This window comes from Kitasatospora brasiliensis, assembly GCF_032654805.1.
Classification (GTDB): Bacteria; Actinomycetota; Actinomycetes; order Streptomycetales; family Streptomycetaceae; genus Kitasatospora; species Kitasatospora brasiliensis.
On the sequence record NZ_JAUOOW010000004.1, the window covers coordinates 211,773 to 233,732 of the forward strand.

Annotated in this window: 19 protein-coding genes and 1 pseudogene; 10 read left to right on the forward strand and 10 right to left on the reverse strand. The window is 75.0% G+C overall.

Annotated features, from left to right (window positions below; all coding sequences use genetic code 11):
- Positions 1–140: 140 nt before the first annotated feature.
- Positions 141–1,391, forward strand: a complete 1,251-nt coding sequence (locus QWJ13_RS17075; protein ID WP_316525404.1) for a sensor histidine kinase — start codon at positions 141–143, stop codon at positions 1,389–1,391.
- Positions 1,376–2,023 carry a response regulator transcription factor gene (locus QWJ13_RS17080; RefSeq protein ID WP_316525406.1) on the forward strand — a complete coding sequence of 216 codons (648 nt, stop codon included), beginning with the start codon at positions 1,376–1,378 and terminating at the stop codon, positions 2,021–2,023. Before QWJ13_RS17075 ends, QWJ13_RS17080 begins: the two co-directional genes overlap by 16 nt.
- 3 nt (positions 2,024–2,026) lie before the next feature.
- On the opposite strand, the gene QWJ13_RS17085 is transcribed toward QWJ13_RS17080, so the two are convergent.
- From QWJ13_RS17085 to QWJ13_RS17100, 4 genes and pseudogenes are all read right to left on the reverse strand, one after another.
- Entirely contained in the window at positions 2,027–3,013 is a 987-nt protein-coding gene (locus QWJ13_RS17085) for a hypothetical protein (RefSeq protein WP_316525407.1), read from the reverse strand.
- Positions 3,014–3,617: 604 nt separating this feature from the next.
- On the reverse strand, positions 3,618–4,631 hold the full coding sequence (adhP, locus tag QWJ13_RS17090) for an alcohol dehydrogenase AdhP (protein ID WP_316525408.1): 1,014 nt from the start codon (positions 4,629–4,631) through the stop codon (positions 3,618–3,620).
- Between the two features lie 140 nt (positions 4,632–4,771).
- Positions 4,772–5,269 (reverse strand): GNAT family N-acetyltransferase, encoded by a 498-nt coding sequence (locus tag QWJ13_RS17095; RefSeq protein ID WP_316525409.1) that lies wholly within the window; start codon positions 5,267–5,269, stop codon positions 4,772–4,774.
- Positions 5,266–6,580 (reverse strand): annotated as a pseudogene (locus QWJ13_RS17100) (DUF6271 family protein). Before QWJ13_RS17100 ends, QWJ13_RS17095 begins: the two are co-directional and overlap by 4 nt.
- Before the next feature lie 387 nt (positions 6,581–6,967).
- On the opposite strand from QWJ13_RS17100, the gene QWJ13_RS17105 reads away from it, so the two are divergent.
- The 3 genes from QWJ13_RS17105 to QWJ13_RS17115 all read left to right on the forward strand — a co-directional run bounded on the left by QWJ13_RS17105 (position 6,968) and on the right by QWJ13_RS17115 (position 10,048).
- Entirely contained in the window at positions 6,968–8,155 is a 1,188-nt protein-coding gene (locus QWJ13_RS17105) for a peptidoglycan-binding protein (protein WP_316525411.1), read from the forward strand.
- A 164-nt stretch (positions 8,156–8,319) separates the two neighbouring features.
- A complete protein-coding gene (locus QWJ13_RS17110) occupies positions 8,320–8,961 on the forward strand; it encodes a DUF2269 domain-containing protein (RefSeq protein WP_316525412.1) in 642 nt (213 codons plus the stop codon).
- Positions 8,962–9,037: 76 nt separating this feature from the next.
- Positions 9,038–10,048 carry an LLM class flavin-dependent oxidoreductase gene (locus QWJ13_RS17115; protein WP_316525413.1) on the forward strand — a complete coding sequence of 337 codons (1,011 nt, stop codon included), beginning with the start codon at positions 9,038–9,040 and terminating at the stop codon, positions 10,046–10,048.
- Between the two features lie 130 nt (positions 10,049–10,178).
- Here QWJ13_RS17115 and QWJ13_RS17120 read toward each other — a convergent pair whose 3' ends face one another.
- Positions 10,179–11,699 carry an APC family permease gene (locus QWJ13_RS17120; RefSeq protein WP_316525414.1) on the reverse strand — a complete coding sequence of 507 codons (1,521 nt, stop codon included), beginning with the start codon at positions 11,697–11,699 and terminating at the stop codon, positions 10,179–10,181.
- Positions 11,700–11,823: 124 nt separating this feature from the next.
- Positions 11,824–13,464, reverse strand: coding sequence for an amidohydrolase (locus QWJ13_RS17125; RefSeq protein ID WP_316525415.1), 1,641 nt, complete (start codon positions 13,462–13,464; stop codon positions 11,824–11,826).
- A 215-nt stretch (positions 13,465–13,679) separates the two neighbouring features.
- On the opposite strand from QWJ13_RS17125, the gene QWJ13_RS17130 reads away from it, so the two are divergent.
- The 5 genes from QWJ13_RS17130 to QWJ13_RS17150 all read left to right on the forward strand — a co-directional run bounded on the left by QWJ13_RS17130 (position 13,680) and on the right by QWJ13_RS17150 (position 17,179).
- Positions 13,680–14,288, forward strand: coding sequence for a TetR/AcrR family transcriptional regulator C-terminal domain-containing protein (locus tag QWJ13_RS17130; protein WP_316525416.1), 609 nt, complete (start codon positions 13,680–13,682; stop codon positions 14,286–14,288).
- Between the two features lie 560 nt (positions 14,289–14,848).
- Positions 14,849–15,232, forward strand: a complete 384-nt coding sequence (locus QWJ13_RS17135) for a hypothetical protein (RefSeq protein WP_316525417.1) — start codon at positions 14,849–14,851, stop codon at positions 15,230–15,232.
- Positions 15,233–15,236: 4 nt separating this feature from the next.
- Positions 15,237–16,220 (forward strand): transcriptional regulator, encoded by a 984-nt coding sequence (locus tag QWJ13_RS17140; RefSeq protein WP_316525418.1) that lies wholly within the window; start codon positions 15,237–15,239, stop codon positions 16,218–16,220.
- 82 nt (positions 16,221–16,302) lie between these two features.
- A complete protein-coding gene (locus QWJ13_RS17145) occupies positions 16,303–16,698 on the forward strand; it encodes a roadblock/LC7 domain-containing protein (RefSeq protein ID WP_316525420.1) in 396 nt (131 codons plus the stop codon).
- 106 nt (positions 16,699–16,804) lie between these two features.
- Positions 16,805–17,179 (forward strand): hypothetical protein, encoded by a 375-nt coding sequence (locus QWJ13_RS17150; protein ID WP_316525422.1) that lies wholly within the window; start codon positions 16,805–16,807, stop codon positions 17,177–17,179.
- 38 nt (positions 17,180–17,217) lie between these two features.
- Here the strand turns inward: QWJ13_RS17150 and QWJ13_RS17155 are convergent, their stop codons facing one another.
- The 4 genes from QWJ13_RS17155 to QWJ13_RS17170 form a co-directional block, all read right to left on the reverse strand.
- Positions 17,218–18,339, reverse strand: coding sequence for an NUDIX hydrolase (locus tag QWJ13_RS17155; protein WP_316525423.1), 1,122 nt, complete (start codon positions 18,337–18,339; stop codon positions 17,218–17,220).
- A 190-nt stretch (positions 18,340–18,529) separates the two neighbouring features.
- A complete protein-coding gene (locus tag QWJ13_RS17160; RefSeq protein ID WP_316525424.1) occupies positions 18,530–19,570 on the reverse strand; it encodes an SGNH/GDSL hydrolase family protein in 1,041 nt (346 codons plus the stop codon).
- The gene (locus tag QWJ13_RS17165; protein WP_316525425.1) at positions 19,545–20,741 is read right to left on the reverse strand and encodes a glycosyltransferase; all 1,197 of its coding nucleotides are present in this window, start codon (positions 20,739–20,741) and stop codon (positions 19,545–19,547) included. Before QWJ13_RS17165 ends, QWJ13_RS17160 begins: the two co-directional genes overlap by 26 nt.
- Positions 20,738–21,955: a glycosyltransferase family 4 protein gene (locus tag QWJ13_RS17170; protein WP_316525426.1), complete on the reverse strand. Its 1,218-nt coding sequence runs from the start codon at positions 21,953–21,955 to the stop codon at positions 20,738–20,740. The genes QWJ13_RS17165 and QWJ13_RS17170 overlap by 4 nt, the downstream gene beginning before the upstream one ends.
- Positions 21,956–21,960 lie beyond the last annotated feature (5 nt).

The following is a 21,960-nucleotide window of genomic DNA, read 5'->3' on the forward strand; positions in this document are numbered from 1 at the left end:
ACGGACGCGGGCCGTGCGCGTGGCGGATGGGCCGGGGCCCACGATGGGGTGGGGCCGGCCACACTCTTCGGCCTCGCAGGACACCGACGGTTTCCGTACGGTGCACAGTGGTCGCATCGGACGGAGAGCGGGGGCGGGGCATGGGTTCATGGGGCGGGCGCGCGGCGCGGGGGTTCCTGCGGGCGGTCGCGGTGGCGGCCGTCACCCTGCCGATCCCGGCGCTCTGGGCGGCGGCCGCGGCCCTGGGTGTCCTCTGGGGCCCGGCCAACCCGTGGTCCTGGCTGCTGCCCGTGGTGCTGGCGGGCACCGGCACGCTCGCCCTGGCCCGTCCGGTCTGCCGGGCGGTGCGCTTCCTGGTCGAGCGGTGGACCGGCACCGTCGTTCCGGCCGGCTACCGGACGGCCGGGCCGGTCACCCGGATGTCCACCGGCTACTGGTGGAACGGGTACGGCTACGAGCGCAGCCGCAGGGACGCCCTCATGGACCAGTCCTGGCGGACCTGGTGGAGCGACCCGGCCACCTGGCGCGACCTGCGGTTCGCCGTGACCGTCCCGTTCACGGCGGGCCTGGCCGCGCTGCTCCCGCCGGCCGTGGCGGTGTCGGCGGTGTACGGGCTGCTGCGGCCGGAGCCGGCGGCCCGGCTGGTCGGGGCGACGGCCGCGGTGGCGGCCGTCGCCGCCTCGCCGTACGCCTGGCGGCTGGTGGAGCCGGTGGCCGTCCGCTTCCTCGGCCCGTCCGGCGCGATGCTGCTGGCCGAGCGGGTGGACGAGCTGACCGCCCAGCGGGCCGACGTGACGGTCGCCCAGGCCGCCGAGATCCGCCGGATCGAACGGGACCTGCACGACGGCGCGCAGGCGGGCCTGGTCGCGCTCGGACTCTCGCTGGCCACCGCGGAGAAGCTGATGGAGGCCGATCCCGAGCGGGCCCGGGCGTTGATGCGGGCGGCCCGGGCCGGCGCGGCGAGCTCGCTGGCCGAACTGCGCGACCTGGTCCGGGGCATCAACCCGCCGCTGCTGAACGAGCGCGGGCTGGTGGACGCCGTCCGCGCGCTCGCCCTGAACAGCCCGCTCGACGTGGCCGTCGGCACCGACGGGCCGTTCCGGCTGGAGCCGCCGGTCGAGTCCGCGGTGTACTTCGGGGTCGCCGAACTGCTCACCAACGCCGCCAAACACGCCGGGGCGGCGACGGTGCGGATCACCGTCGGGCACAGCGAGACCGGTGTCGTGGTGGAGGTCCTGGACGACGGGCGCGGCGGTGCCGCGGAGGGGAGCGGGGGAGGCCTCGCCGGACTGCGGCGGCGCCTCGCGGTGTTCGACGGCACCCTGGAGCTCACCAGCCCGGTCGGCGGCCCGACCCGAGCGACGATCATGGTGCCATGCGAATTGTTGTAGCCGAGGACCTCTACCTGCTGCGCGAGGGACTGGTCCACCTGATCGAGGCCTACGGGCACCAGGTGGTCGCGACGGCCACCACCGGACCGGAGACCCTCGACGCCCTGCTGACCTGGCGCCCGGACGTCGCCGTCGTCGACGTCCGGATGCCGCCGACCCAGTCGGACGAGGGACTGCGGGCGGCCCTCGCCGCACGCCGGGAGGTGCCCGGACTGCCGGTGCTGATCCTCTCCCAGCACGTCGAGCAGCTCTACGCCCGGGAGTTGCTGGCCGACGGCGCGGGCGGCGTCGGGTACTTCCTCAAGGAGAGCGTGTTCGACGGCGACCAGTTCTTCGACGCCCTGGAACGGGTGGCGGCGGGCGGCGCGGCCATGGACCCGGCCGTGATCGGCGCGCTGGTCTCCTCGGCCCCCGCCAACCGGCGGCTGGACCGGCTCACCGAGCGCGAGTCGCAGGTGCTCGCCCTGATGGCGGAGGGGCTGTCCAACCAGGCCATCGCGGGGCGGCTGTTCCTCAGCGACAGCGCGATCGGCAAGTACACCACCTCGATGTTCGGCAAGCTCGGGCTCACCGACGACGAGAACGGCAACCGGCGGGTACTGGCAGTGCTGGCCTACCTCGACAAGCCCTGACGGTCAGGGAGTCGGACTGCTGCCCTGCTGGGCCGCCCGGGCGCGTTCGGCGAGCAGCCGGAGGAGACCGGGGAGCAGGTTGTCGCCGATCACCCGGCCGGGGTCGTTCTCGCGCGTCAGCAGCAGGACGCTGCCGACCCGGACCAGCGCCACCGCCGACGACCCCTCGACGCGGGCGGCGCTCTGGTCGCCGATCCCGGCCAGGGGCGCCGCCGTGGGCTCGGCCCCGGGGGTCTGGTCGAGGGTGGCGGCGAAGGCCTGCGCGGCCGCCCCGGGGGAGTCGAAGGAGACCGCGCTCAGCGTCACCTGCTGGACGTCCGGGGCTCCGAACAGCACGGTGGCGTAGCCGAGTTGCCGGTCGCAGGAGCTCGGCAGCAGGCACGGCACGGGGCCGTCCTGGCCCGTCCCCGAGTCCGGACCGTGCTCCAGCTGCCAGCCGGGCAGCGGCGGCTGTTGCGGCAGCACGCCGCGCAGCACCGCCGGGTCGCGCAAGGCCGGTGCGGCGTGCGGCAGATCGGGCCCGCCCGGCTTCAGCAGCGGGCGCGAGCCCAGATGGACGCCGAGCGCGACCAGCGCGGTGACCAGCACCAGGGCGAGTGCCGCCACGATCCCGGTCCCGCTCCTGCGGGCGGCGAGCGCCCGGGCGGCCGCGGGGTCGACCCGCAGCTGGACGGTGGTCGGGCTGCCCGGCGGCGCGGACGGCGGGCCGGTCCGCAGGTGGACAGTGGTCGGATCGGACGGCTTCCCGAGCCCGGTGGTGGCCAGGTACTGCGCGAACGCCCGGTCGGAGGCGAGCAGTTGCGCCACCGCAGCGGTCAGCAGTGCCCGAGCCCGGGGGTCTCCCGGGGCCGCTTCCACCGCCGCCAGTGCCCGGGCCCCCTCCGGCACCATCCGCAGCCGCGCCCGCACCACGTCCGCCACCGCCCGGTGCGGCCCGTCGCCCAGCAGCGCCGCTGCCGCGGCCGATGCCAACCCGCTGTCGTCCCCCATGGCAACTCCCCTTGCCGCACGAGTGGTTGCCCCCATGATCCCGGACCGTCGGCCACTTCGTACGCATGCCGAACGGAACGGAGACGCGACCGCGACCGCTCCCGGACGTCGTCGGCGGGTCAGTCGTCGCGGGGGCGGTCCAGGCCAGGTGGTCCGGGCCGTAGCGGTCGGCGATCCAGGCGGTCGGAACCGGTGCGGTGCCGAAGCGCGGAGCTGGGTGCCGGGCCGGCCCCGGGGTCCAGGCCGGGTCGCCGCGCCCCTCGTCCAGCAGGGCGAGCGCAACGGCCGGTCGGGCGGCCGGGTCGACGTCCGCCACGCGCAGCAGCCCGCCGTAGGCGAGCCGGACGGCGGTGTCCTCGTCGCGTTCGGCGAGCGGCGGACCTGCTCCGGCGTGAGGTCCGGGCGGTCCGCGAGCACGAGGGCCGGCTCCTCGTCGGCGTCGGCGGCGTCGAGGAGCCGGCCGGGGAGCGCGGGCGGCAGCGCGGGTTGAGGGCGACGGCGTACGGCGGTGACGGCATCCGGGCATGGTGCCCGCCGCCGGGCCGGGCCCGCCACCGGACGAACCACATGGCGGGCCCGGTGGGGTGCGGCCGCACCGCCCCGGTCAGCGCAGGTCGAAGACCAGACGGGCGGAGACCTTGCCGCTCAGCACCTCGTCGAAGCAGCCGTTCACGTCGTCGAGCCGGCGGGTCTCGCGGATCACCCGGGTGCGGCCGAGGGCGTGCAGCCGGAAGACCTCGGCGAGGTCCTCGCGGGTGCCGACGATCGAACCGATCACCTTGGTGCCGTTCAACACCGTCTCGAAGACCGGGAGTTCGAGCTTTCCCTCGGCCGGCAGCGCCACCAGGACGAGGGTGCCGCCGCGCCGCAGGGCGCCGTACGCGGCCTGGAAGGAGGCGTTGCTGACGGCGAGGGCGATCGCGGCGTGGGCGCCGCCCAGGGCCTGGACCTCGGCGGCGACGTCCTGGGTGCGGGCGTCCAGGACGTGGTCGGCGCCGAGTTCGCGGGCGAGCGCCAGCTTGTCGTCGGTGACGTCCACGGCGATGGTCTCGGCGCCGAAGATCCGGGCGTACTGGAGGGCCAGGTGGCCGAGCCCGCCGATGCCGGAGACCAGGACCCGGGTGCCGGGGCCGGCGTCGGAGACCTTGAGCGCCTTGTAGGTGGTGACGCCCGCGCAGGACAGCGGCGCGGCGTCCAGCGGGTCGATGCCGTCCGGGACGGGGACGACGTAGTCGCCGTGCGCGAGCGCGTACTCGGCGTAGCCGCCGTCCACCGAGTAGCCGCTGTTGTGCTGGTCCAGGCAGAGCGTCTCCCAGCCGGAGACGCACTGGTCGCAGCGCCCGCAGGCGTCCGCGAGCCAGGGGATGGCGACCCGCTCGCCGACCCGGACGTGCCGGACCTGCGGGCCGGCCGCCTCCACGATGCCGACGCCCTCGTGCCCGGGGACGAACGGCGGGCTGGGCTTGACCGGCCAGTCGCCGCGGGCGGCGTGGATGTCGGTGTGGCAGAGGCCGGAGGTCTCGATCCGGACCCGGACCTGGTGCGCGGCCGGTTCCGGTACCGGCCGGTCCTCGATGGCCAGCGGTGCGGTGAAGTCGTGGACGACGGCGGCCTTCATGCGCTGCTCCCTCGGGTGTACGGGCGGTGCGATCGGCGGCCGCGCGCGGGCGCAGCCGCCACCAGCTTCACCCGACGGAGTGAGCCGCGCCGTCCGGACTAGGCCGAAAGGGTGATCATCCGTCCGGGCATCCCCGCAGGTCAGCCCACCGGCATCGACATGTAGACCGCGCGCCGCCCGTAGCACGCGGGGACGGCCACCTCCCGGTGCGCGCGGTAGCCGAGCAGCCGCAGCAGGATGTCCGCCCCGCGCACCGCGATCATCGAGATCCGCTCGAAGCCCAGCTCCTGCGCCCGCTCCCGGAAGTGCCGCATGAACCCCAGCGCGACGTCCCGCCCGCGCAGCTCCTCGGCGATCACCAGGTCGTGCACGTGCAGGTTGCCCGACTCGTGCGCCGCCTGCTCCGGCCGGGTGAGGTCGGGGCAGTGCAACGGGGGGTACGGCAGGCTCAGCAGGTAGCCGCGGACGGTGCCGCGCCGTTCCAGCACGAAGCAGGTCTCCGGCGAGCCGACGGCACGGGACCGGAGCGCCTCCCGGCCCTCTGACAGGCCGTCGGCCGCGTAGGCGTCGTGTTCCAGTGCGACCACGACGTCCCAGTCGTCGGCGGCCAGCCGCCGGATCAGGAGGTCCTCGCTCACCGGGTGGGCACCTCGGCGGCGTCGGTCTCCTCGGTGTCGGCGCCGAGCCCCTCCTCCTTGGCGGCGGCCACCAGCGGCGCCCAGGCCTCCACCAGCACGGCCCAGCGCTGCGCGTCCTCCCGCGCCTCGTCCAGGAGTCGCGGGCGCTGCTCGGCCACCACGTCCGCGAGTTCGGCGTACTTGCCGCCCAGCTTGCGGTAGGAGCGGTCCAGGACGTCCAGGCAAGTGCTCGTTCCCGGCCCGGTCCCAGTCGACGCTGCCCCGCACCAGGTCGAGGATCGGCTCGACCTTCAGCCCGTGCCGCTCGTCCAGCAGCCCGCGGCCGAGGTCGATCATGCCGCCGTAGACCGGATACAGGTACAGCATCGAGAGCAGGAACTTGACGAACCGCAGCTGGTAGGAGACGAAGCCGGCGCCGGTGCGGCGCTCGGGCGTGTAGTAGTTGACGATGTGGCGGTTGTGGACGACGCCGGGCAGCCGGGAGTGGACCAGGGCGTGCAGCAGGGCGTAGTCGCTGCCGATGGTCTCGATCGAGGGCAGGAGCGGCAGCACCTCGTAGGCCCGGTGGTCCAGGGCGATGTTGCACATGTAGACGTCCCAGATGTCGGGCGCGCCGAGGACGGACTCGTCGGTGTCGAACGGCTCGGAGCCGGCGCCCTTGAAGGAGACGTCCACCATCGCGTCCCGTTCCTCCTGCGACCACACCGGCGGGGTCCACAGGCGCACCACGTCGCGGTAGACGGCCGGGTCCAGCTCGCGGATCTCGCTGATGTCCACGTTGAGTTCGCCGATGAAGGAGCCGCTGACCAGCATCACCGGCCTGTCCGCGTCGGCCGGGTCGAGCTCGGAGCGGGTGACCCCGGCCGCCGCCTCGCCGGCCGGTCGGCCGATCGAGAGCAGCTCGTGGTGGATCGGGAAGACCTTCCGCCCGTCGACGACCTGGAAGTCGGCGTCGTCGTTGCGCAGGTGCGCCGAGCCGCAGCCCAGGGCGGCCGCGCCCAGGAAGAGCCGGTTGACGCAGGAGCCGTACGCGACGGCCGGCGGGAGCATCAGGTCGAGCAGCAGCTCGGGGTGGGCGGCGCCGGAGCGCTCGGCCACCCGGCGCAGGAACTCCCGCTGCCGCTCCTCGCCCAGGTGGTGGACGACCACGCCGGGGGTCGGCTCCAGCGCGGCCACGGCGCCCGCGTTCTTCGCGAAGTCGGCGGCGCCGGTGGTGTCCAGGATGAGGAGGTGCGCCTCGACCCCGAAGTTCGCGACGGCGTAGGCCGCCTCCTCGGCGAGGTCCGCGATGGTCTCGGGGCAGGGGCGCATGGTGGGCAGGGCGAGGCAGACTCTTTGCTGGTGCGGGATTCTCCGTTGGATCGTCAGATTTGTTGAGACAAGCGGGAGTTGGGTGCGCGCGAGGCCCCCGGGCGGGGGCCCGGGGCCGGTCCGCCGGACTACCGTGGACCGGCCCACTTTTGATGTCAACGATGGACAGCGGGGCCCCGGTGGGGGTGGAATGCGCCCCCTCCGCACGACCGGCCGCCCCCGCACGGGCACCCGATTCGCACGCGGTGGCGAATACCTCTCGTGCAGTCGAACGGCCGGGCGAGTGTGAGGGGTTCATCGAGGCCGAATTGCGCCCGCGGGTTAATCCGCGAGCCGTTCCTGCCGATATGGGAAGTGATGCCCTCACGCCGTTCGGAGGAGGCCGCAATGCCTGAACTGTGGCTGCCCGGTGCCGACATCCACGACCTCGGCGATCACGCGCCGACCGACCAGCAGTACCCGCCGAAGGCCATCGCCCACATCACCTGGGACCGCAACGCGACCGCCGCCGCCCCGCAGGACTGGTGCCCCTACGAGGACCTGGTCGGCTACTTCACCGGCGGCGGCGCCGGCGACGCCCCGCACCTCATCTGGGACCCGTTCAGCGGCCGGGTGGCGCAGATGTTCCCGGCCGACTCCCGCTCGAAGAGCCTGCTCAGCCCCAGCCAGAGCCCGACCCGCACCAACCGGGCCGGGCGGGTGGTGATCCAGATCGAGGCGGTGTTCTTCCCCTACTGCCGCTACCAGGGCGGCGTCTACCCCCGGCTCGTCGACACCCCGTGCGCCGGCTGGGGCCGCATCCACGCCTGGCTCGCCTCCTGGGGCGTGCCCGACTACTGGCCGATGGGCCGACCGGTCGACTTCTCCGGCCACCGCGACGAGCAGGTCTGGGAGACCCAGGGCGGCTGGTACGCGCACGCCCACGTGCCGTACAACGACCACACCGACCCCGGCTCCTGGCCCGACTTCACGGCCGGCGGCCCGGACGTCCCGCCCTCGCAGCACCAGCCGGTGCCGCCGGCCACGCCCGCCCGCTACCAGGTGAACATCAACGGCCTGGCGTACGGCTACGGCGCCCAGGGCTACCAGGTGACGACGGTCGGGCGGGCGCTGGTCTCGCACGGCTTCGGCGACCACTACCGCTCCGGTCCGGGCCCGAACTGGACGGACGCGGACACCGAGAACTACGCGGACTACCAAAGGAGTCTGGGCTATTCCGGGCAGGCCGCCGACGGCGTCCCGGGGGAGGGCTCGCTGCGCCGGCTGCTCGGCTACCTGCCCGGGCAGCGGACGGTCTCGGTGTCCCACGTGGTCGCCGCCGCCGGGGCCGACCCGGGGGCCGAGCAGGGGCACCTCACGTACGGGGCCGAGGTGGCGATCGTGGAGCAGGCGCTGGCGGACGAGGGGCTGCTCGACCAGCGGTGGGTGGACGGCTCGTTCGGCACCCGGACGGTCGCCGCGTACGCGGCCTGGCAGCGGCGCTGCGGATACCAGGGAGGTGCGGCGGACGGGATTCCCGGAGCGGCCTCGCTGTACCAGCTGGGCGCGGCACAGGGGTTCGCGGTGACCGACTGACAGCGGTGCCGCTACTCCCGGGGGAGGCGTGGTCCGGCTGTCGCCGGGGGCGCGTACTCGCCCGGGAGTAGCCGAGGTTACTTCCACCGTCGGATGCCGGACGAGGCTCGGACGGGAGAGCCTGGGGCCGTCCTGAGATGGTCCCGCTCGAAGGAGGTTTCCCCGTGCGCTCGCCCACCGGCGCCGTCGCGGCGTCCGAACCGACGCCGGGCCGGCCGGCCGCACCGGCCCCACCAGCGTCCACCGGCCGCCGCCTGCCGCCGGCGGCACGCAAGTCCCTGGTCGTCCTGCACGTCGTCGCCTCGGTGAGCTGGCTGGCGCTGATGCTCTGCCTGCTCACCCTGGCGGTGGCGGCGCTGACGGCGTTGCCCGCGGGGGACGCCGACCGGCTGCGCACCGCCTACCGGGCGATGGGCCTGCTCGGTGACGTGCTGATCCTGCCGTTGAGCCTGCTCACCTTCCTGAGCGGGGTGGCGCTCGGCCTCGGCACACCGTGGGGGCTGTTCCGCTACTACTGGGTGAGTACCAAGTTCTGGGTGACGCTCGGGGCGATGGCGGCCTCCGTCTTCGCCCTCACCGACCGGCTGCACGACGCGGTGCGCGTGGTGGACGCGCATCCCACCGGCGCGATCACGGCGGCGGAGCTCGGCTTCGTCCGCTACAACGCGGTGATCGTTCCGGCGGTGGCGCTGGCCCTCTACCTCTTCACCGTGATCCTGTCGGTGTCCAAGCCCTGGGGCCGTCGCACGGGCAAGGCCGCGGCCGCGGGCGGCGGCCGGGGCCGAATACCCGGGGCGGGCGCCTGACCCGTCGGCCGACGGCCCTGGCCCTGGCTCCGACCCCGGGGAATGCCCTCGCGGCGGGCGGGCGTTGTCCACCGGCGTGACCAGTGCCGCGCCGCCCAGGACCAGGCTCTCCGTGCTCGACCGCTCCCGGACCAGACAGGGCGAGGAGCCGGCCCAGGCGCTACGGGACACGGTGTCCTTCGCCCGTGAGGCGGAGCGGCTCGGATACCACCGGTTCTGGGTCTCCGAGCACCACGGTGTGCCGGGGGTGGCCGGTTCGGCGCCCACCGTGCTCGCCGCGGCGGTGGCGTCGGCCACCACCCGCATCCGGGTCGGCACCGGCGGGGTGATGCTGCCCAACCACCAACCTCTGGTGGTGGCCGAGCAGTTCGGGGTGCTGGCCGCGCTGTTCCCTGGGCGGATCGACATGGGGCTCGGGCGCTCGGTGGGCTTCACCGACGGTGTCCGGCGGGCGCTCGGGCGGGAGAAGGACGCCGCGGAGGACTTCGGTGCCCAACTGGCCGAACTGCTCGGCTACTTCGACGGCTCGCAGCAGGCCCACCGAGGCGTCCACGCCCGGCCGGCCGAGGGCCTGCACGTCCCGGCCTTCGTCCTGGCCACCGGCGCAGGTGCCGACCTGGCCGCCGAGGCCGGGCTGCCGCTGGTCATCGCCGCCGCCCGCGGGGAGGAGCGGATGCTCGCGGCGATCGACCGCTACCGCACCCGGTTCCGCCCCTCGGCCCAGGCCGCCGAGCCCTATGTGGTGGTCTCGGGCACGGTGGCGGTCGCCGACACGGCGGAGCGGGCGCGCGAACTGCTCGTCCCGGAGGCCTGGGCCGGCGCGTACTCCCGCACCCACGGCGAGTTCCCGCCGCTGGCCCCCGCCGCCGAGATCCGCGCCCGGGAGATGACGGCCAGGGAGCGGGCCGGGTTCGAGCAGTCGCTCAAGGACCACATCGCGGGCACCCCGGAGCAGGCCGCCGCCGAGCTGGCGGCGCTGGTGGAGCGCAGCGGGGCGGACGAGTTCCTGGTCACCACCAGCACCTACGACCGCATCGCGCTGCTCGACTCCTACCGGCTGCTCGCCGAGGCCGTGGGCCAGGTCTGAGCGGCCAGGTCTGAGCGGCCAGGTCTGAGCGGGGGTGCCCGAGCGGGGGTGCCCGAGCGGGCGGGCCTGAGCGGGTTCGTCGCCCGGCCCGGCCCGGGCGGGCCCGGTCCGCCCCGGCCTGCCGCCGTGCTCAGCCCGCGTCGACCTCGCTCGTCCCGAGCCGCGCATAGACCTCCGGCCGTCGGGCCCGCAGCCGCAGGGCGATCCCGACACCGGTCAGGAACACCATCGGCACGATCGCGACCAACGGCCAGTTGACCTCGGCACCGGCGCCGGTGAACAGGTCGAGCCGCCACACCACCAGGCCCGTGGCCCCGCACAGCAGCACCGTGGCGGCGAGCGGCGCCACGGCCGTACGGAACACCCCGGCGCTCGCGGCGGCCGCCCGGTTGCGGCGGAAGAAGGCGAACACGGCCAGTCCGGCCAGCGCCTGGAGCACCAGGATGCCGACCACCCCGGGGGAGTTCACCCAGAGGAAGAACTGGTCGTACGGGTCCGCACCGATCAGCGCGGCCACCGCGACGGCCACCGCCGCCAGCACCGACTGGGCGATGCCGCCGATCCACGGCGAGCCGTGGCGCGGGTGGATCCGGCCGAGCGCGGCCGGCGCGGCCCCCTCGGCGGCCAGCGCGTAGCCGTACCGGGTGATGGTGTTGTGGAAGGCCAGCAGCGCAGCGAGCAGGCTGGTGACGATCAGCACCCGCTGCACGTCCGTCGCCCAGCCGCCGACGTAATCGGTCATCGCGGTGAAGAACATCCCGGCCGGGTCGGCGGTGGCGGTCGCGACGGCCTCGGCGTCGCCGAAGGCCTGCACGATCATCCAGGTGATGAAGGTGTAGAAGAGGCCGAGGAAGGCGATCGCGGCGTAGGTCGCGCGCGGCACGGTCCGGTGCGGCTGCCGGGCCTCCTCGCGGTAGATCGCGGTGGCCTCGAAGCCGATGAAGGCGGCGAAGGAGAGCCCCAGCACCCCGCCCATCCCGCCGGAGAACACGTGCTCGGGTGTGAACGAGGACAGGCTCAGCCCGTGCGCCCCGCCCTTGACCAGGACCGCCACCGCGAGCACCAGCAGGATCCCGGTCTCGGCGATCAGCAGCGCCCCGAGCACCTTGGCCCCGAGGTCTATCGAGCGGTAGCCGAGGAACCAGACCGCCGCGACCCCGAACAGGGCCCAGACCGGCCAGGGCAGGTCCAGCCCGAGCAGGTCGGCGGCCGTGGTGTGGGCGAAGAACCCGAAGGCACCGAACATGCCGATCTGGATCGCGTTGTACGAGAGCACCGCGAGCAGCGCGGCGCCCAGCCCGGCGGCCCGGCCGAGGCCGCGGGTGACGTAGGCGTAGAAGGCTCCGGCGTTGCGGATGTGCGCGGTCATGGCGGTGAACCCGACCGCGAAGAGTGCCAGCACCACGCCGGTGGCCAGGTAGGCGACCGGTGTGCCGATGCCGCCGAAGGAGATCGCGAACGGTGCCACGCCGGCCATCACGGTCAGCGGCGCGGCGGCGGCCACCACGAAGAAGACGATGTCGCCGGTGCCGAGCACCCCGCGCTCCAGGCCGCCGGAAGGCACCGGGGATCCGGCGTCGGGGGCGGGAGCGGACGAGGTGTCGGGAGGGCGGAGTGCGGAGGAGGAGGCCGCGTCGGAGGGCAGGTTCATGGGGGGCTCTCCTGGGTCGTGCGAACGAGGGTGGGACGGTCGGCGGCGACGAACACGTCGGCCGCCGACCGGAGAACGAGGCACCGCCGCCGTGGGGGTCGGCCGGCGCCGGTGGGAAGGTCCGTCAGTTCGTCGAGCCGTTGCCGCCGGGCCCACCGTGGGTGCGGCGCCCGCCGAGCCAGGTGCCGGACACCTCGATCGAGGCCAACTCCGCGGCCGGCACCGCGTACGGATCGGTGGCCAGCTGCACCAGGTCGGCCCGCATGCCCGGCCGCAGCACACCCCACTCGGCCTCCTCGAAGGCCTGGTGCGCCACGCCCGCCGAGTACGCCGCCAGCGCCTCGGTGAGCCCGATCCGTTCCTCGGGCAGCCAGCCGCCCTCCGGCAGGCCGTCCGGGCTCTGCCGGGTGACGGCGGTGGCCAGCCCGGCCAGCGGCTCGTACCGGGTGACCGGCCAGTCGCTGCCGAAGGAGACCCGGGTGCCGCCGCGCAGCAGGGCGGCGATCTGGTACTGCCGGGCGCCGCGCTCCGGGCCGATCCGGGGCAGGGTGAGCTCGGTCATCAGCGGGTCGGTCTGCGCCCACAGCGGCTCGAAGTTGGCGATCACACCGAGTTCGGCGAAGCGCGGCAGGTCTTCCGGGTGGACCAGCTGGACGTGGGCGATCACCGGTCGGCGGGGGCGCAGTCCGTTGCGGCGGGTGGCGGCCTCGACGGCGTCCAGCGCGATCCGCACGCCGTGGTCGCCGATCGCGTGGATGTGCGGCTGGAAGCCCAGCGCGTCCACCGCGGTGACGGCCTCCGCCAGTTCGGCGCCGGTCCAGTTGGCCACGCCGTGGGAGTGCGGGCAGTCGCTGTACGGCTCCAGCAGCGCGGCCGTCCCGGACTCGATGACGCCGTCGGCGAAGAACTTGACCGCCCGCGCGCTGAGCCGGCCGCGCCCGGCGGCCTCGACCCGGTCGCGGTCGGCGGCCAGCCGGGGGAGCCGCTCGCGCCAGCCGTCCGGTTCGAGCAGCAGGGCGAGCCCGGCCCGGACCGGCAGGTCCTCCTCGGCCACGGCCGCCAGCCAGGTGTCCACCTGTGCGGGCTCGACCCAGGCATCCTGGAGCCAGGTCAGCCCGGCGGCCGCGAGCGCGGCGGTGCTCTCCCGCAGCGCGGCGACCTGCTCGGCCACCGGCCGCGGCGGGACCAGCGCGAGGACGGGGTTGAGCGCCCCGAACTCGCGCAGGGTGCCGAGCGGGCTGCCGTCCGGCCGGCGGACGATCTCGCCGCCCACCGGCTCGGGTGTGTCCGGCCCGTACCCGGCCCGGCGCAGCGCCTCGCTGTTGGCCCAGCCGGTGTGGTGGTCCATGGTGCGCAGCAGCACCGGTCGGTCCGGTACGGCCTCGTCGAGCAGCCGGGCGTCGAACAGCCCGCCCTCGGCCAGCCACGGGTCGACGGCGTCGCCGGTGATCCACTCGGCCTCGGGGTGCCGCTGCGCCCAGTCGCGGACGGCGTCCACGACCTGCTCCAGGCTGGTGCAGTCGCGGACCGGCACGCCGAGCAGGCCGATGCCGCCCATCAGCGGGTGGATGTGGCCGTCGCCGAAGGAAGGCAGCAGGGCGCCGCCGTCGAGGTCGACGGTCTCGGTTCCTTCGTCGCGCAGGGCCAGGGCGGCATCGCCGAGGGCGGCGATCCGCCCCGCGCTGACGGCGAGGGCGTGGGTGCGGGGGAGGGCGGGGTCTCCGGTGTGGATCCGGCCGCCGGTGAAGATCGTTTCGGCACGCATACGGGGGTGTGCGTCCTCTCCGGGGCAGGGCAGGCCGACGGGTGCGCGGCCTGCCTAACCGAATGGGGTTCGGTTACCGTAGGCGCGGCACCGGCGGGTGTGGAAGGGTTTTACTGAAAGCCGTTCAGTAACGCTTGGATAACGACGATGGACGGCGATCTTGGTCAGCCGGGGCCGACGGGCCGCCCGGCGACCCCGAAGGTGAGGAACCGGGCATGCCCAGGCCGCGCACACCCCTGCTGGACCGGCAGCGCATCGTGGACACCGCGCTGCGACTGGTCGACGAGGCCGGGGACCTCACCATCCCCGCGCTGGCCGGCGCGCTCAAGGTCAGCCCCTCCGCGCTCTACCACCACGTCGCCGGACGGGCCGAGATCGTCGCCCTGATGCGCGCCGAGCTGGTGCGCGCCATCGGCGAGCAGTCGATGTGGGACCAGCCCTGGGACGCCGCGCTGCGCACCTGGGCGCACGCCTACCGGGACGCCTTCGCCGAACACCCCGGCATCGTCCGGCTGCTCGCCACCGCGCCGCTCGCCGAATCGTTCATGCACGAGCTGTACGAGCGGGCCGTCGTCACTCTGGAGGACGCGGGCTTCGCCGCCCAGGACGTGATGGGCCTGATCACCGCCTTGGAGAGCTTCCTGCTGGGCTCGGCGCTGGACCTGGTCGCCCCGGACGTCATGGTCGATGCCGTCGACCGCGCCGCGACCCCCCGGCTGGCCGGGGCCCTGGACGCCGTCCCCGCCGGGCGCGAGCGCGCCGACCGGGCCTTCGAGCTCGGCCTCACCGCCCTGATCGAGGGCTACCGGGCACTGCTGGGCTGATCGGTCGCCCTCCGTCCTCGCTCGGGTGGGCGCGATTTCTGACCAGGTGTGATGACCTGCTAGTGTCCTGCACGTCGAGAGGAAGTGACCTTCCGGGAAACGGACTCTTGAGCAGGCGTCAGCGGTGCTACCAGAGCACGCCCTACTTTCAGTAGGGAGAGTCCGTGCGACCCGGGCCTGGCGCTCCATTCGAAGGGGCTCGTTCCGTCCAGCGGAACGAGCCCCTTCGTCGTATTGTGCGCCCCATAGGCTTGTCCTCTTATCGCATCTTCGGCCTCGAAACCCCGCGGCACGGCCCGGTATCGGCCAAGGTCCCGTGCCAGGTGGCCGGTGAACGGCACTCTGGCGCCCCTGGTCCACCAGCAGCCCGGCTCCTCCGCCTGGCCTGATCCGTCGTCACATCTTGGCTGGAACTGATCGTTGCTGAAGTGAATATGCCGCTGGAATGTTCGTCATATGAAATCCGGCAGTAGCCTTCCGTGTCGAACCTGCCACTGCTGGTGGTGAACCGGTCGGCGCCCCGTCGCGCCCGGCCGCCCAGACCCCGCGAAGGAGCCGGTGTGTCCGGTATCGACGAATGCCTCTCCGGAGCGATGGCGATCGCCGGGGCCCGCGCCGCGAGCCTGGTGGACTGGAGCAGCGGACTGGCCCTCGGCAACCTCGGGGACAGCCCGACCGGGGAGTACGAGACCGCCGCCGCCGAGGCAACCGACCTGGTGCGGGCGGCAGTCGAGAGCCAGACCTTCACCGCCGCGGAGGACCCCAGGGCCCCGTTGGAGGACATCATCGTCACCGCCGGCCGCAGCTACCACCTGATCCGCTTCATCGACACCGCCTTCGACAGCAGGCTCGTCCTGCACCTCTGGCTCGACCGGGAGCAGGGCAACCTCGCCGCCGCCCGCTTCCGCCTCCAGGCCCTCGCCGAGGAACTGGTGCTGGGGTGAGCGCGTGATCGCCGCAACCGGCACCGTGCCGCCGCTCCCCGCGGACTCCGCCACCCCGAAGACCCCGGACGAGGCGCTCGCCCTGCTCGCCGACCGCCGCGTCACCGGCGCCCTGCGTGGACCGCTCGGCAGCCTCCACCTGGTCGACGGGCAGGTGACCGCCGCCGAGTCACCCCGGGCGCCCGGCCTGGCCGACCTGCTCACCGGCTGCGGCCGGATCACCCCCGAGCGCTGGGCCGAGCTGCTCCGGCTCCACGGCTCGCGGTCGAGGGTCGGCGAGGCGCTGGTCGAACAGCGGCTGATCACCCGGGGAGAGCTCGAACTCGGCCATCTGGGAACGCTGTTCGACGCCGCGTTCTTCGTCCTCGCCGATTCGGCCGGCGGCGTCTGGCGGTTCGAGGCCGACGCCCGGCACTGGCTCGGGCCGGTCGCCGAAGTCTCCCCGGCCAGGATCTGCCGTGAGGTCGAACGACGGCGGCAGCTGCTCGACCGGATCTGGCCATGGGGCCTGCTCGACGCGACGCCCGTCCGCCCCGTCGAGCGCGGCCGGCCGGTGTCCCACCGCCCGCCCGGGCGGCGCCGCCGCGAGCTGCTGGACCACGCCGACGGCCGGAGAACCCCGGCGGACCTGGCCCGGCTGCTCGGCCGCTCCGGCTTCGGCGTGACGGCGGACGTCCGCCGGTTGGCCGCCGCCGGGCTGCTGGACACCCCGCGTCCGACGGCCGCGGCGCCGACCCCGGCCCCGGCTGCCGAGGTTCCCCCACCGGCGGCCCCGGCCGCCGAAGCCCCCGCGCCGGTCGCCGACGGACCGGTCGGAGGCCTGCACCGCCGGGTCCCCGGCGCCAGTCTCCGGGGGGCCACTCCCGCCGACACCCCCACGCGCTCCGAACGCCCGCCCACCACGGCAGCGGCCCACCCGCTGGCCGTCCCCGACCCGGACGTCGCCCTGCTGACCCGGGTCCGAAACCTTCTGGAGGCCCGGCTTTGACCCATTCCCCGCCCGCGACCCCGTCGCTCCGGCCATGAGGCGGGCGCTCAAGCAGCGTGTCGGAAGGAGACAACTGATCGCCTTGGAGACCGAGTTGCTCGCCGAACTGCGCGCCGTCAAACACCGGGTCCCGCACCTCGCGGGCGGCCTGGTCGCCAGCGTGGACGGCCTGTTGGTCGCGCACGACACCCACGGCACCGAACCCTCCGGCCTGGCCGCGATGACGGCGGCCTCGCTCTCACTGGCCCAGCGGCTCGCCGACACCACCGGCCAGGGCGAGTTCCGCGAGTCGCTGGTGCGCGGCGAGAACGGCTACGTCGCTACCTACGCGGCCGGCGGCAGCTGCGTGCTGACCCTGCTGGCGCACCCGGAGGTCAACGTCGGCCGGCTGCACCTGGAGGCCCGCCGCACCGCGCAGCGCATCGCCGGGATGCTCAACGAGGCGCTGCTGCCCAAGGACCCGCGCGACGCGGGCTGACCGGGCCGCCCGGTCCCCTGGCGCCCCAGCGCCCCGCCGCCCCATCGCCCCACGATCTCACCACCTCACCACCTCACCACCTCACCACCGAACGGGAGTTACCCAGATGACCGACGCAGCCGGCGCGCTCAAGCAGGCCATGACCACCATCGAGGGCGCCATCGGCGCGGCCCTGGTGGACTACAACAGCGGCATGGCACTGGCCACCCTCGACGGCCCCGGCGGACTCGACCTCAATGTCGCCTCCGCCGGGAACACCGACGTGGTCCGCGCCAAGATGCGCACCATGGACATGCTCGGCCTCCAGGACGGGATCGAGGACATCCTGATCACCCTGACCACCCAGTACCACCTGATCCGTCCGCTCACCGGCCGCACCGGCAAGGGCCTGTTCCTCTACCTCGCGCTGGACAAGTCGCGCGCCAACCTCGCCATGGCCCGCCACCAGCTGGGCAGGATCGAGAGCGAGCTGGAGGTCTGACGGCCCGGGCCCCGCCGGATCCGGCCGCAGGCCCGGTCTCACGCCTGCGGCAGGTCCGGACCGACGGCCCGCCCGCGCACCAGCTCGACCGGCCCGCCGCCGGGCCGCTCCCGGGCGGCCAGCGCGGCGGCCGTACGGCCCCAGGACGGGCCGGTCAGCAGCGCCCGCGCCTCCTCCGGAGCGCACAACCGCCACTCCACCAGCTCCTCCTCCGGCAGCACGAGCGAGTCGAGCATCCGCTCCGTCACCGCGCCCCCGTCGAACACGTACACCAGGACGGCGGTGTCCCGACCGGTCGCCGGGTCCGCTTCGGGATCGGCCGCGGTGCCCGGCTGCCAGTCCAGCGCCAGCAGCGGCCCCGGCTCGACCTCCCAGCCCAACTCCTCGCGGATCTCCCGGCGGGCCGCCGCCCGGGGCATCTCCCGGTCCGCCTCCACCCCGCCGCCCGGCAGCGTCCAGCGCGGCACCTGCCCGAGCGGCCCGTCCCACGGCCGCAGCCGTACCAGCAGCACCCGGCCCTCGGTGTCGGTGAACAGCGCCCGCGCCTTCGTCCGGATGCGCGGCCGGGTGGCGTAGTAGGTCTCCCGGTCCATCGGCAGCTCCGGCGGCTCCTCCAGCGACGGGGTCAGCCCCGGCGCCGCCGCCGGCCCGAGGTACTCGGGCACCGGCCGGTCAGCGGACAGCCACCCGAGCGTGTGCCCGACCGGCAGACTGCCCTCCAGCTCCGCCGGCCCGGCCCCGCGCGGCGCCCGCAGACAGGCCGTCACCCGGCGCGACAGCCGCGGCGGCAGCGCGTGCCCGGCCTGCTCCGCCGTCAGCCAGGTCCAGCCGCCGACCTCCGCCGCGTCCGGCCGGAACGCCGCCACCTGCTCGGCCGTCAACGGCTCGGCCCAGTACAGGTAGACGACGATCGGCCGGTCACCGTCGCGCAGCAGCGCCCAGTCCACACCGGCCAGCGGCCCCAACCGCGGCGTGAAGCCCAACTCCTCGCGGATCTCCCGCAACGCGGTCTCCCGCGGCGACCGGTCCTCCGGCTCCCACCCGCCACCCGGGATCGCCACCGGATGCTTGCGGTCGTACGGCAGCCGCACCACCAGCACCCGCCCCGCCGCATCCGAGAACAGCACCCCCGCCGCCGCCAGAACCTCCCGACCCGACACCCCGGCTCCCTCCATCACACTCTCCCCGGCCACGACAACCCGCGTCACCTCGATGGTTCCCCCGCCGCACCCCCGCCGACTCCCACGGTCGGCCGCCGCCGCCGCCCTCGCCGGAGCGGGTGGCCGGGGCGGTTGACGGCGGATCGACTGCGGGACCAGGGGCGACCGGTCCCGTTCGCGGGCGACGAGGTCAGGGTCGACCTGATGTGCGTCCCGCGGGCGGACCGGCGGTAGCACGGAGCGGTCGCTGTTCGGTTTCGGGCCGATGCTCTTCGGCGGCTGGGGTTGCATCCTGATCAGCCGACCTCGGTGGTGGCGCAGCCGGTGGCGCCGAAGTGGTGGGGGCCGTGGGGGCGGTGAGCTTCGGGGGGAGTGCGGCGAGGGCCGCTGCTGTCGCGCGGGCCAGCTGGTCGTCGTGGTGGCCGCTCGTGCCGCGGAGGCGGGCGGCGGCTTCGGAGGCGGCGAGGGCGAGGAGGCCGGGGAGGAGGTCGGTGCTGCGCGCGGCGAGCCAGCGGGTGCCCTGGGTGGCCATCCACCAGAGGTCGGCGGTGAGGCCCGGTGGGGGTTCGGCGGGTGCGGTGGCGGGGGGTGGGCCGAGGGGGTGGCCGGCTTCGGCGAGGAGGTCGTGGAAGCGGCGGGCGATCAGGTGGTGGCCCTCGGCGCTGGGGTGCAGGCGGTCCACGCTCAGCAGCCGGCGCTCGGTCTGCCACGGCAGTTCGGCGAGGTGCAGGTGGAGGGCCCGGTGGCGGTCGGTGAGGGCGTGCACCACGGTGTTGACCGCCCGCATCCGTCGGGCCAGTGGGCGGGCGAGCGGTGTCGGCAGGCGGAGCAGGCTGCCCGGGTCGGGCAGGCAGGCGGTCAGCAGCCTGGCGCCGTGGTCGGACAGTTCACCCATGGTGGCGTCCAACTCCACCGTGGTGCGCCGGATGTCGAAGCCGGCCCGCAGGGTGTCGTTGCCGCCGACCACCACGGCCGCCAGCTGTGGCCGGAGCGCCAGCGCCCGAGGGAGTTGACGTAGCGTCAGTTCACCGGTGAGTGCCCCGCTGTACGCCAGGTTGGTGAATTCGACCCGTCGCCCCTCGGGTGCCAGCGAGTGGGCGAGGACGGCGGCCCAGCCGCGCCAGCCCTCGTCGACCTGGTCCCCGACGCCTTCGGTCAGCGAGTCGCCGAGCGCGACGAAGCGCAGCAGCTCGCCCGCCATCCGGTCAGGCCCGGCGTCCGGCATGCTCATCCCGACTTCCGCCTCCCCGCTCGTCGTTGCGCACGCGGTGCGCCGCCAGGAACGCCGACACCGCCGCCGGCCAGCCGTACCGTTCGGCCTGTGTCCGGGCGGCGGCCCGCCGTGATTCCTCCGGCCGTTCGAGCAACTGCCGTACGGCGGAGGCGAATCCGCTGCCCGTGTCGACGGCCGCCACCCCGGCGGGCCCGACCAGCGCGGGCAGGGCGGAGGAGCGGCTGACGGCCACCGGGGTCCCGCAGGCCAGGGCCTCCAGCGCGGCCAGCCCGAAGGTCTCCACCGGGCCGGGCGCGAGCACCACGTCGGCGCACCCCAGCAGACGGGCCAGCTCCGCCCGGCCGCCCAGGTGCCCGAGGAGACGGACCGGCAGTCGTAGCCGGGCGGCCCGGTCCGCCAGCCGCTCCCGCAGCGGGCCGGTCCCGGCCACCACCAGGACGGCGGGCCGCCGCCGGGCCCGCAGTTCGGCCAGTGCCTCGATGGCCCGCTCCGGCCGCTTCTCCGTGGAGAGTCGGGAGCAGAGCACCAGGAGCGTCTCCTCCGGGGCGGCGTGGCGGGCCCGCTCGGCCGCCCGGGCGGCGGCCGGCAGCGGGCGCATCGTGTCCAGGTCGACCCCGAGCGGGGCCCGGACCAGGTTGGGGGCGCCGATCCGCCGGAACTCGGCGGCGGCCCAGTCGGTGGTGCAGAGCACCGAGTCATAGGTACGGGCGGTGGCCGCGTTGAGCCGGTCGGCCAGCGCTGTCGCCGCCGGGCCGGGGACGCCCCAGGTGCGCAGCAGTCCGGTGGCGCTCTCGTGCGAGACCATCACCGAGCGCACCCCGTGCCGCCGGGCCCAGGCGCCGGTCCAGCGCAGCGTGGTGCGGTCGGACACCTCCAGGCGGTCGGGGGAGAGCCTGGTCAGTTCGGCGGCCACCGCCCGGCGGTCGGTGAGCAGCCGGTAGCCGCCGCCGGCCGGGAGCACCGGGCCGGGCAGGGTGATCACCAGGCCCTGCTCGGTCTCCTCCTCGGAGCGCCGCTCCCCGGGCGTGATCAGCACCGGCCGGTGCCCGGCCGCCCGGTACCCGGCGCCCAGGTGGCGCAGTGCGGTGCGCAGACCGCCGGAGACCGGGGTGACGAAGTTGGCGAGCCGGACGATGGTCAGCGCCCCGCCATCCGATGGGGCGGTCATGCCGGCAGCTCCTCCGGCAGTGCGGGCGCCACCGGCCCGATCGCCGACGAGGGAGCGGGCGGCAGCGGCTGCCCCCGGTGCTCCGCCAGCACCTCCGCGTAGTGCCGCAGCAGCAGGTCCCCGACCGCCTCCCAGGTGCGGGCGGTCACCTCGGCCCGTCCGGCCCGCCCGTATCCGGCCCGCCGCGCCGGGTCGGCGGCCAGCTCGGCCACAGCCCGGGCGACCGCCGCGCCGTCCCGGGGCGGCACCAGCAGCCCGGTGCGGTGGTGGGCGACCAGGTCCAGCGGGCCGCCCGCCGCCGGGCCGATCACCGGCACCGCGCTGGCCATCGCCTCCTGGATGGTCTGGCAGAAGGTCTCCAACGGGCCGGTGTGCACGAAGACGTCCAACGTGGCGAAGCAGCGCGCCAGTTCGTCACCGGTGCGCCGGCCGAGGAACACCGCGCCCGGCATCGCGGCCTTCAGCCCGGGGGCCGAGGGGCCGTCCCCGACGACCACCACCCGCACCCCGGGCAGCGCCGAGGCCGCCGCCAGCAGGTCGACCCGCTTCTCCGGCGCCAGCCGTCCGACGTACCCGGCCAGCACCTCCCCGCCGGGGGCGAGCGCCCGGTGCAGGGCCGCGTCCCGGTGCCGGGGGTGGAAGCGCACCGAGTCGACCCCGCGCGGCCACAGCCGCACCCGCGGCACCCCGTGCGCGGTCAGGTCCTGGGCGGCCGGGGAGGACGGGGCCAGGGTGCGGGCGGCCGCCCGGTGCACGGCCCGGATCCGCCGCCAGGCGGCGGCCTCGCCGAAGCCCCGCCCGGCCCGGTAGGCGTGGGCGTATCCGGCCAGGTCGGTCTGGTAGACGGCCACGGCGGGCACTCCGAGCCGCGCCGCGACCCGCATTCCCCGGGCGCCGAGCACGAACGGGCCGGCCAGGTGGACGAGGTCCGGTCGGTGTCCGGCGATCGCGATCGCCAGCTGCCGGCTGGGCAGCGCGATCCGCACCTGCGGGTACCCGGGCAGCGGCACCGACGGGATGTGCACCACGGGAATCTCCCCCGCCGCGGCGTCGCCGAAGGTCTCCGGCGGGCATTCGGCGCCACGTGCCGGCGCGGGGGTGACGACGAGGGGCTGGTGGCCCCGGCGGACCAGGTGCTCGGCCGTCCGCAGCACGCTGTGGGCGACTCCGTTGACCTCGGGCGGGAAGGATTCGGTGACGATGGCGACACGCATGCCGG

Bases quoted from the DNA above. Each gene is read 5' to 3' on its own strand.
- QWJ13_RS17170 (WP_316525426.1), bottom strand. From the start codon at position 21,955: ATGCGTGTCGCCATCGTCACCGAATCCTTCCCGCCCGAGGTCAACGGA.
- QWJ13_RS17165 (WP_316525425.1), bottom strand. From the start codon at position 20,741: ATGACCGCCCCATCGGATGGCGGGGCGCTGACCATCGTCCGGCTCGCC.
- QWJ13_RS17075 (WP_316525404.1), top strand. From the start codon at position 141: ATGGGTTCATGGGGCGGGCGCGCGGCGCGGGGGTTCCTGCGGGCGGTC.
- QWJ13_RS17160 (WP_316525424.1), bottom strand. From the start codon at position 19,570: ATGAGCATGCCGGACGCCGGGCCTGACCGGATGGCGGGCGAGCTGCTG.
- adhP (WP_316525408.1), bottom strand. From the start codon at position 4,631: ATGAAGGCCGCCGTCGTCCACGACTTCACCGCACCGCTGGCCATCGAG.
- QWJ13_RS17120 (WP_316525414.1), bottom strand. From the start codon at position 11,699: ATGAACCTGCCCTCCGACGCGGCCTCCTCCTCCGCACTCCGCCCTCCC.
- QWJ13_RS17150 (WP_316525422.1), top strand. From the start codon at position 16,805: ATGACCGACGCAGCCGGCGCGCTCAAGCAGGCCATGACCACCATCGAG.
- QWJ13_RS17085 (WP_316525407.1), bottom strand. From the start codon at position 3,013: ATGGGGGACGACAGCGGGTTGGCATCGGCCGCGGCAGCGGCGCTGCTG.
- QWJ13_RS17080 (WP_316525406.1), top strand. From the start codon at position 1,376: ATGCGAATTGTTGTAGCCGAGGACCTCTACCTGCTGCGCGAGGGACTG.
- QWJ13_RS17105 (WP_316525411.1), top strand. From the start codon at position 6,968: ATGCCTGAACTGTGGCTGCCCGGTGCCGACATCCACGACCTCGGCGAT.
- QWJ13_RS17130 (WP_316525416.1), top strand. From the start codon at position 13,680: ATGCCCAGGCCGCGCACACCCCTGCTGGACCGGCAGCGCATCGTGGAC.
- QWJ13_RS17125 (WP_316525415.1), bottom strand. From the start codon at position 13,464: ATGCGTGCCGAAACGATCTTCACCGGCGGCCGGATCCACACCGGAGAC.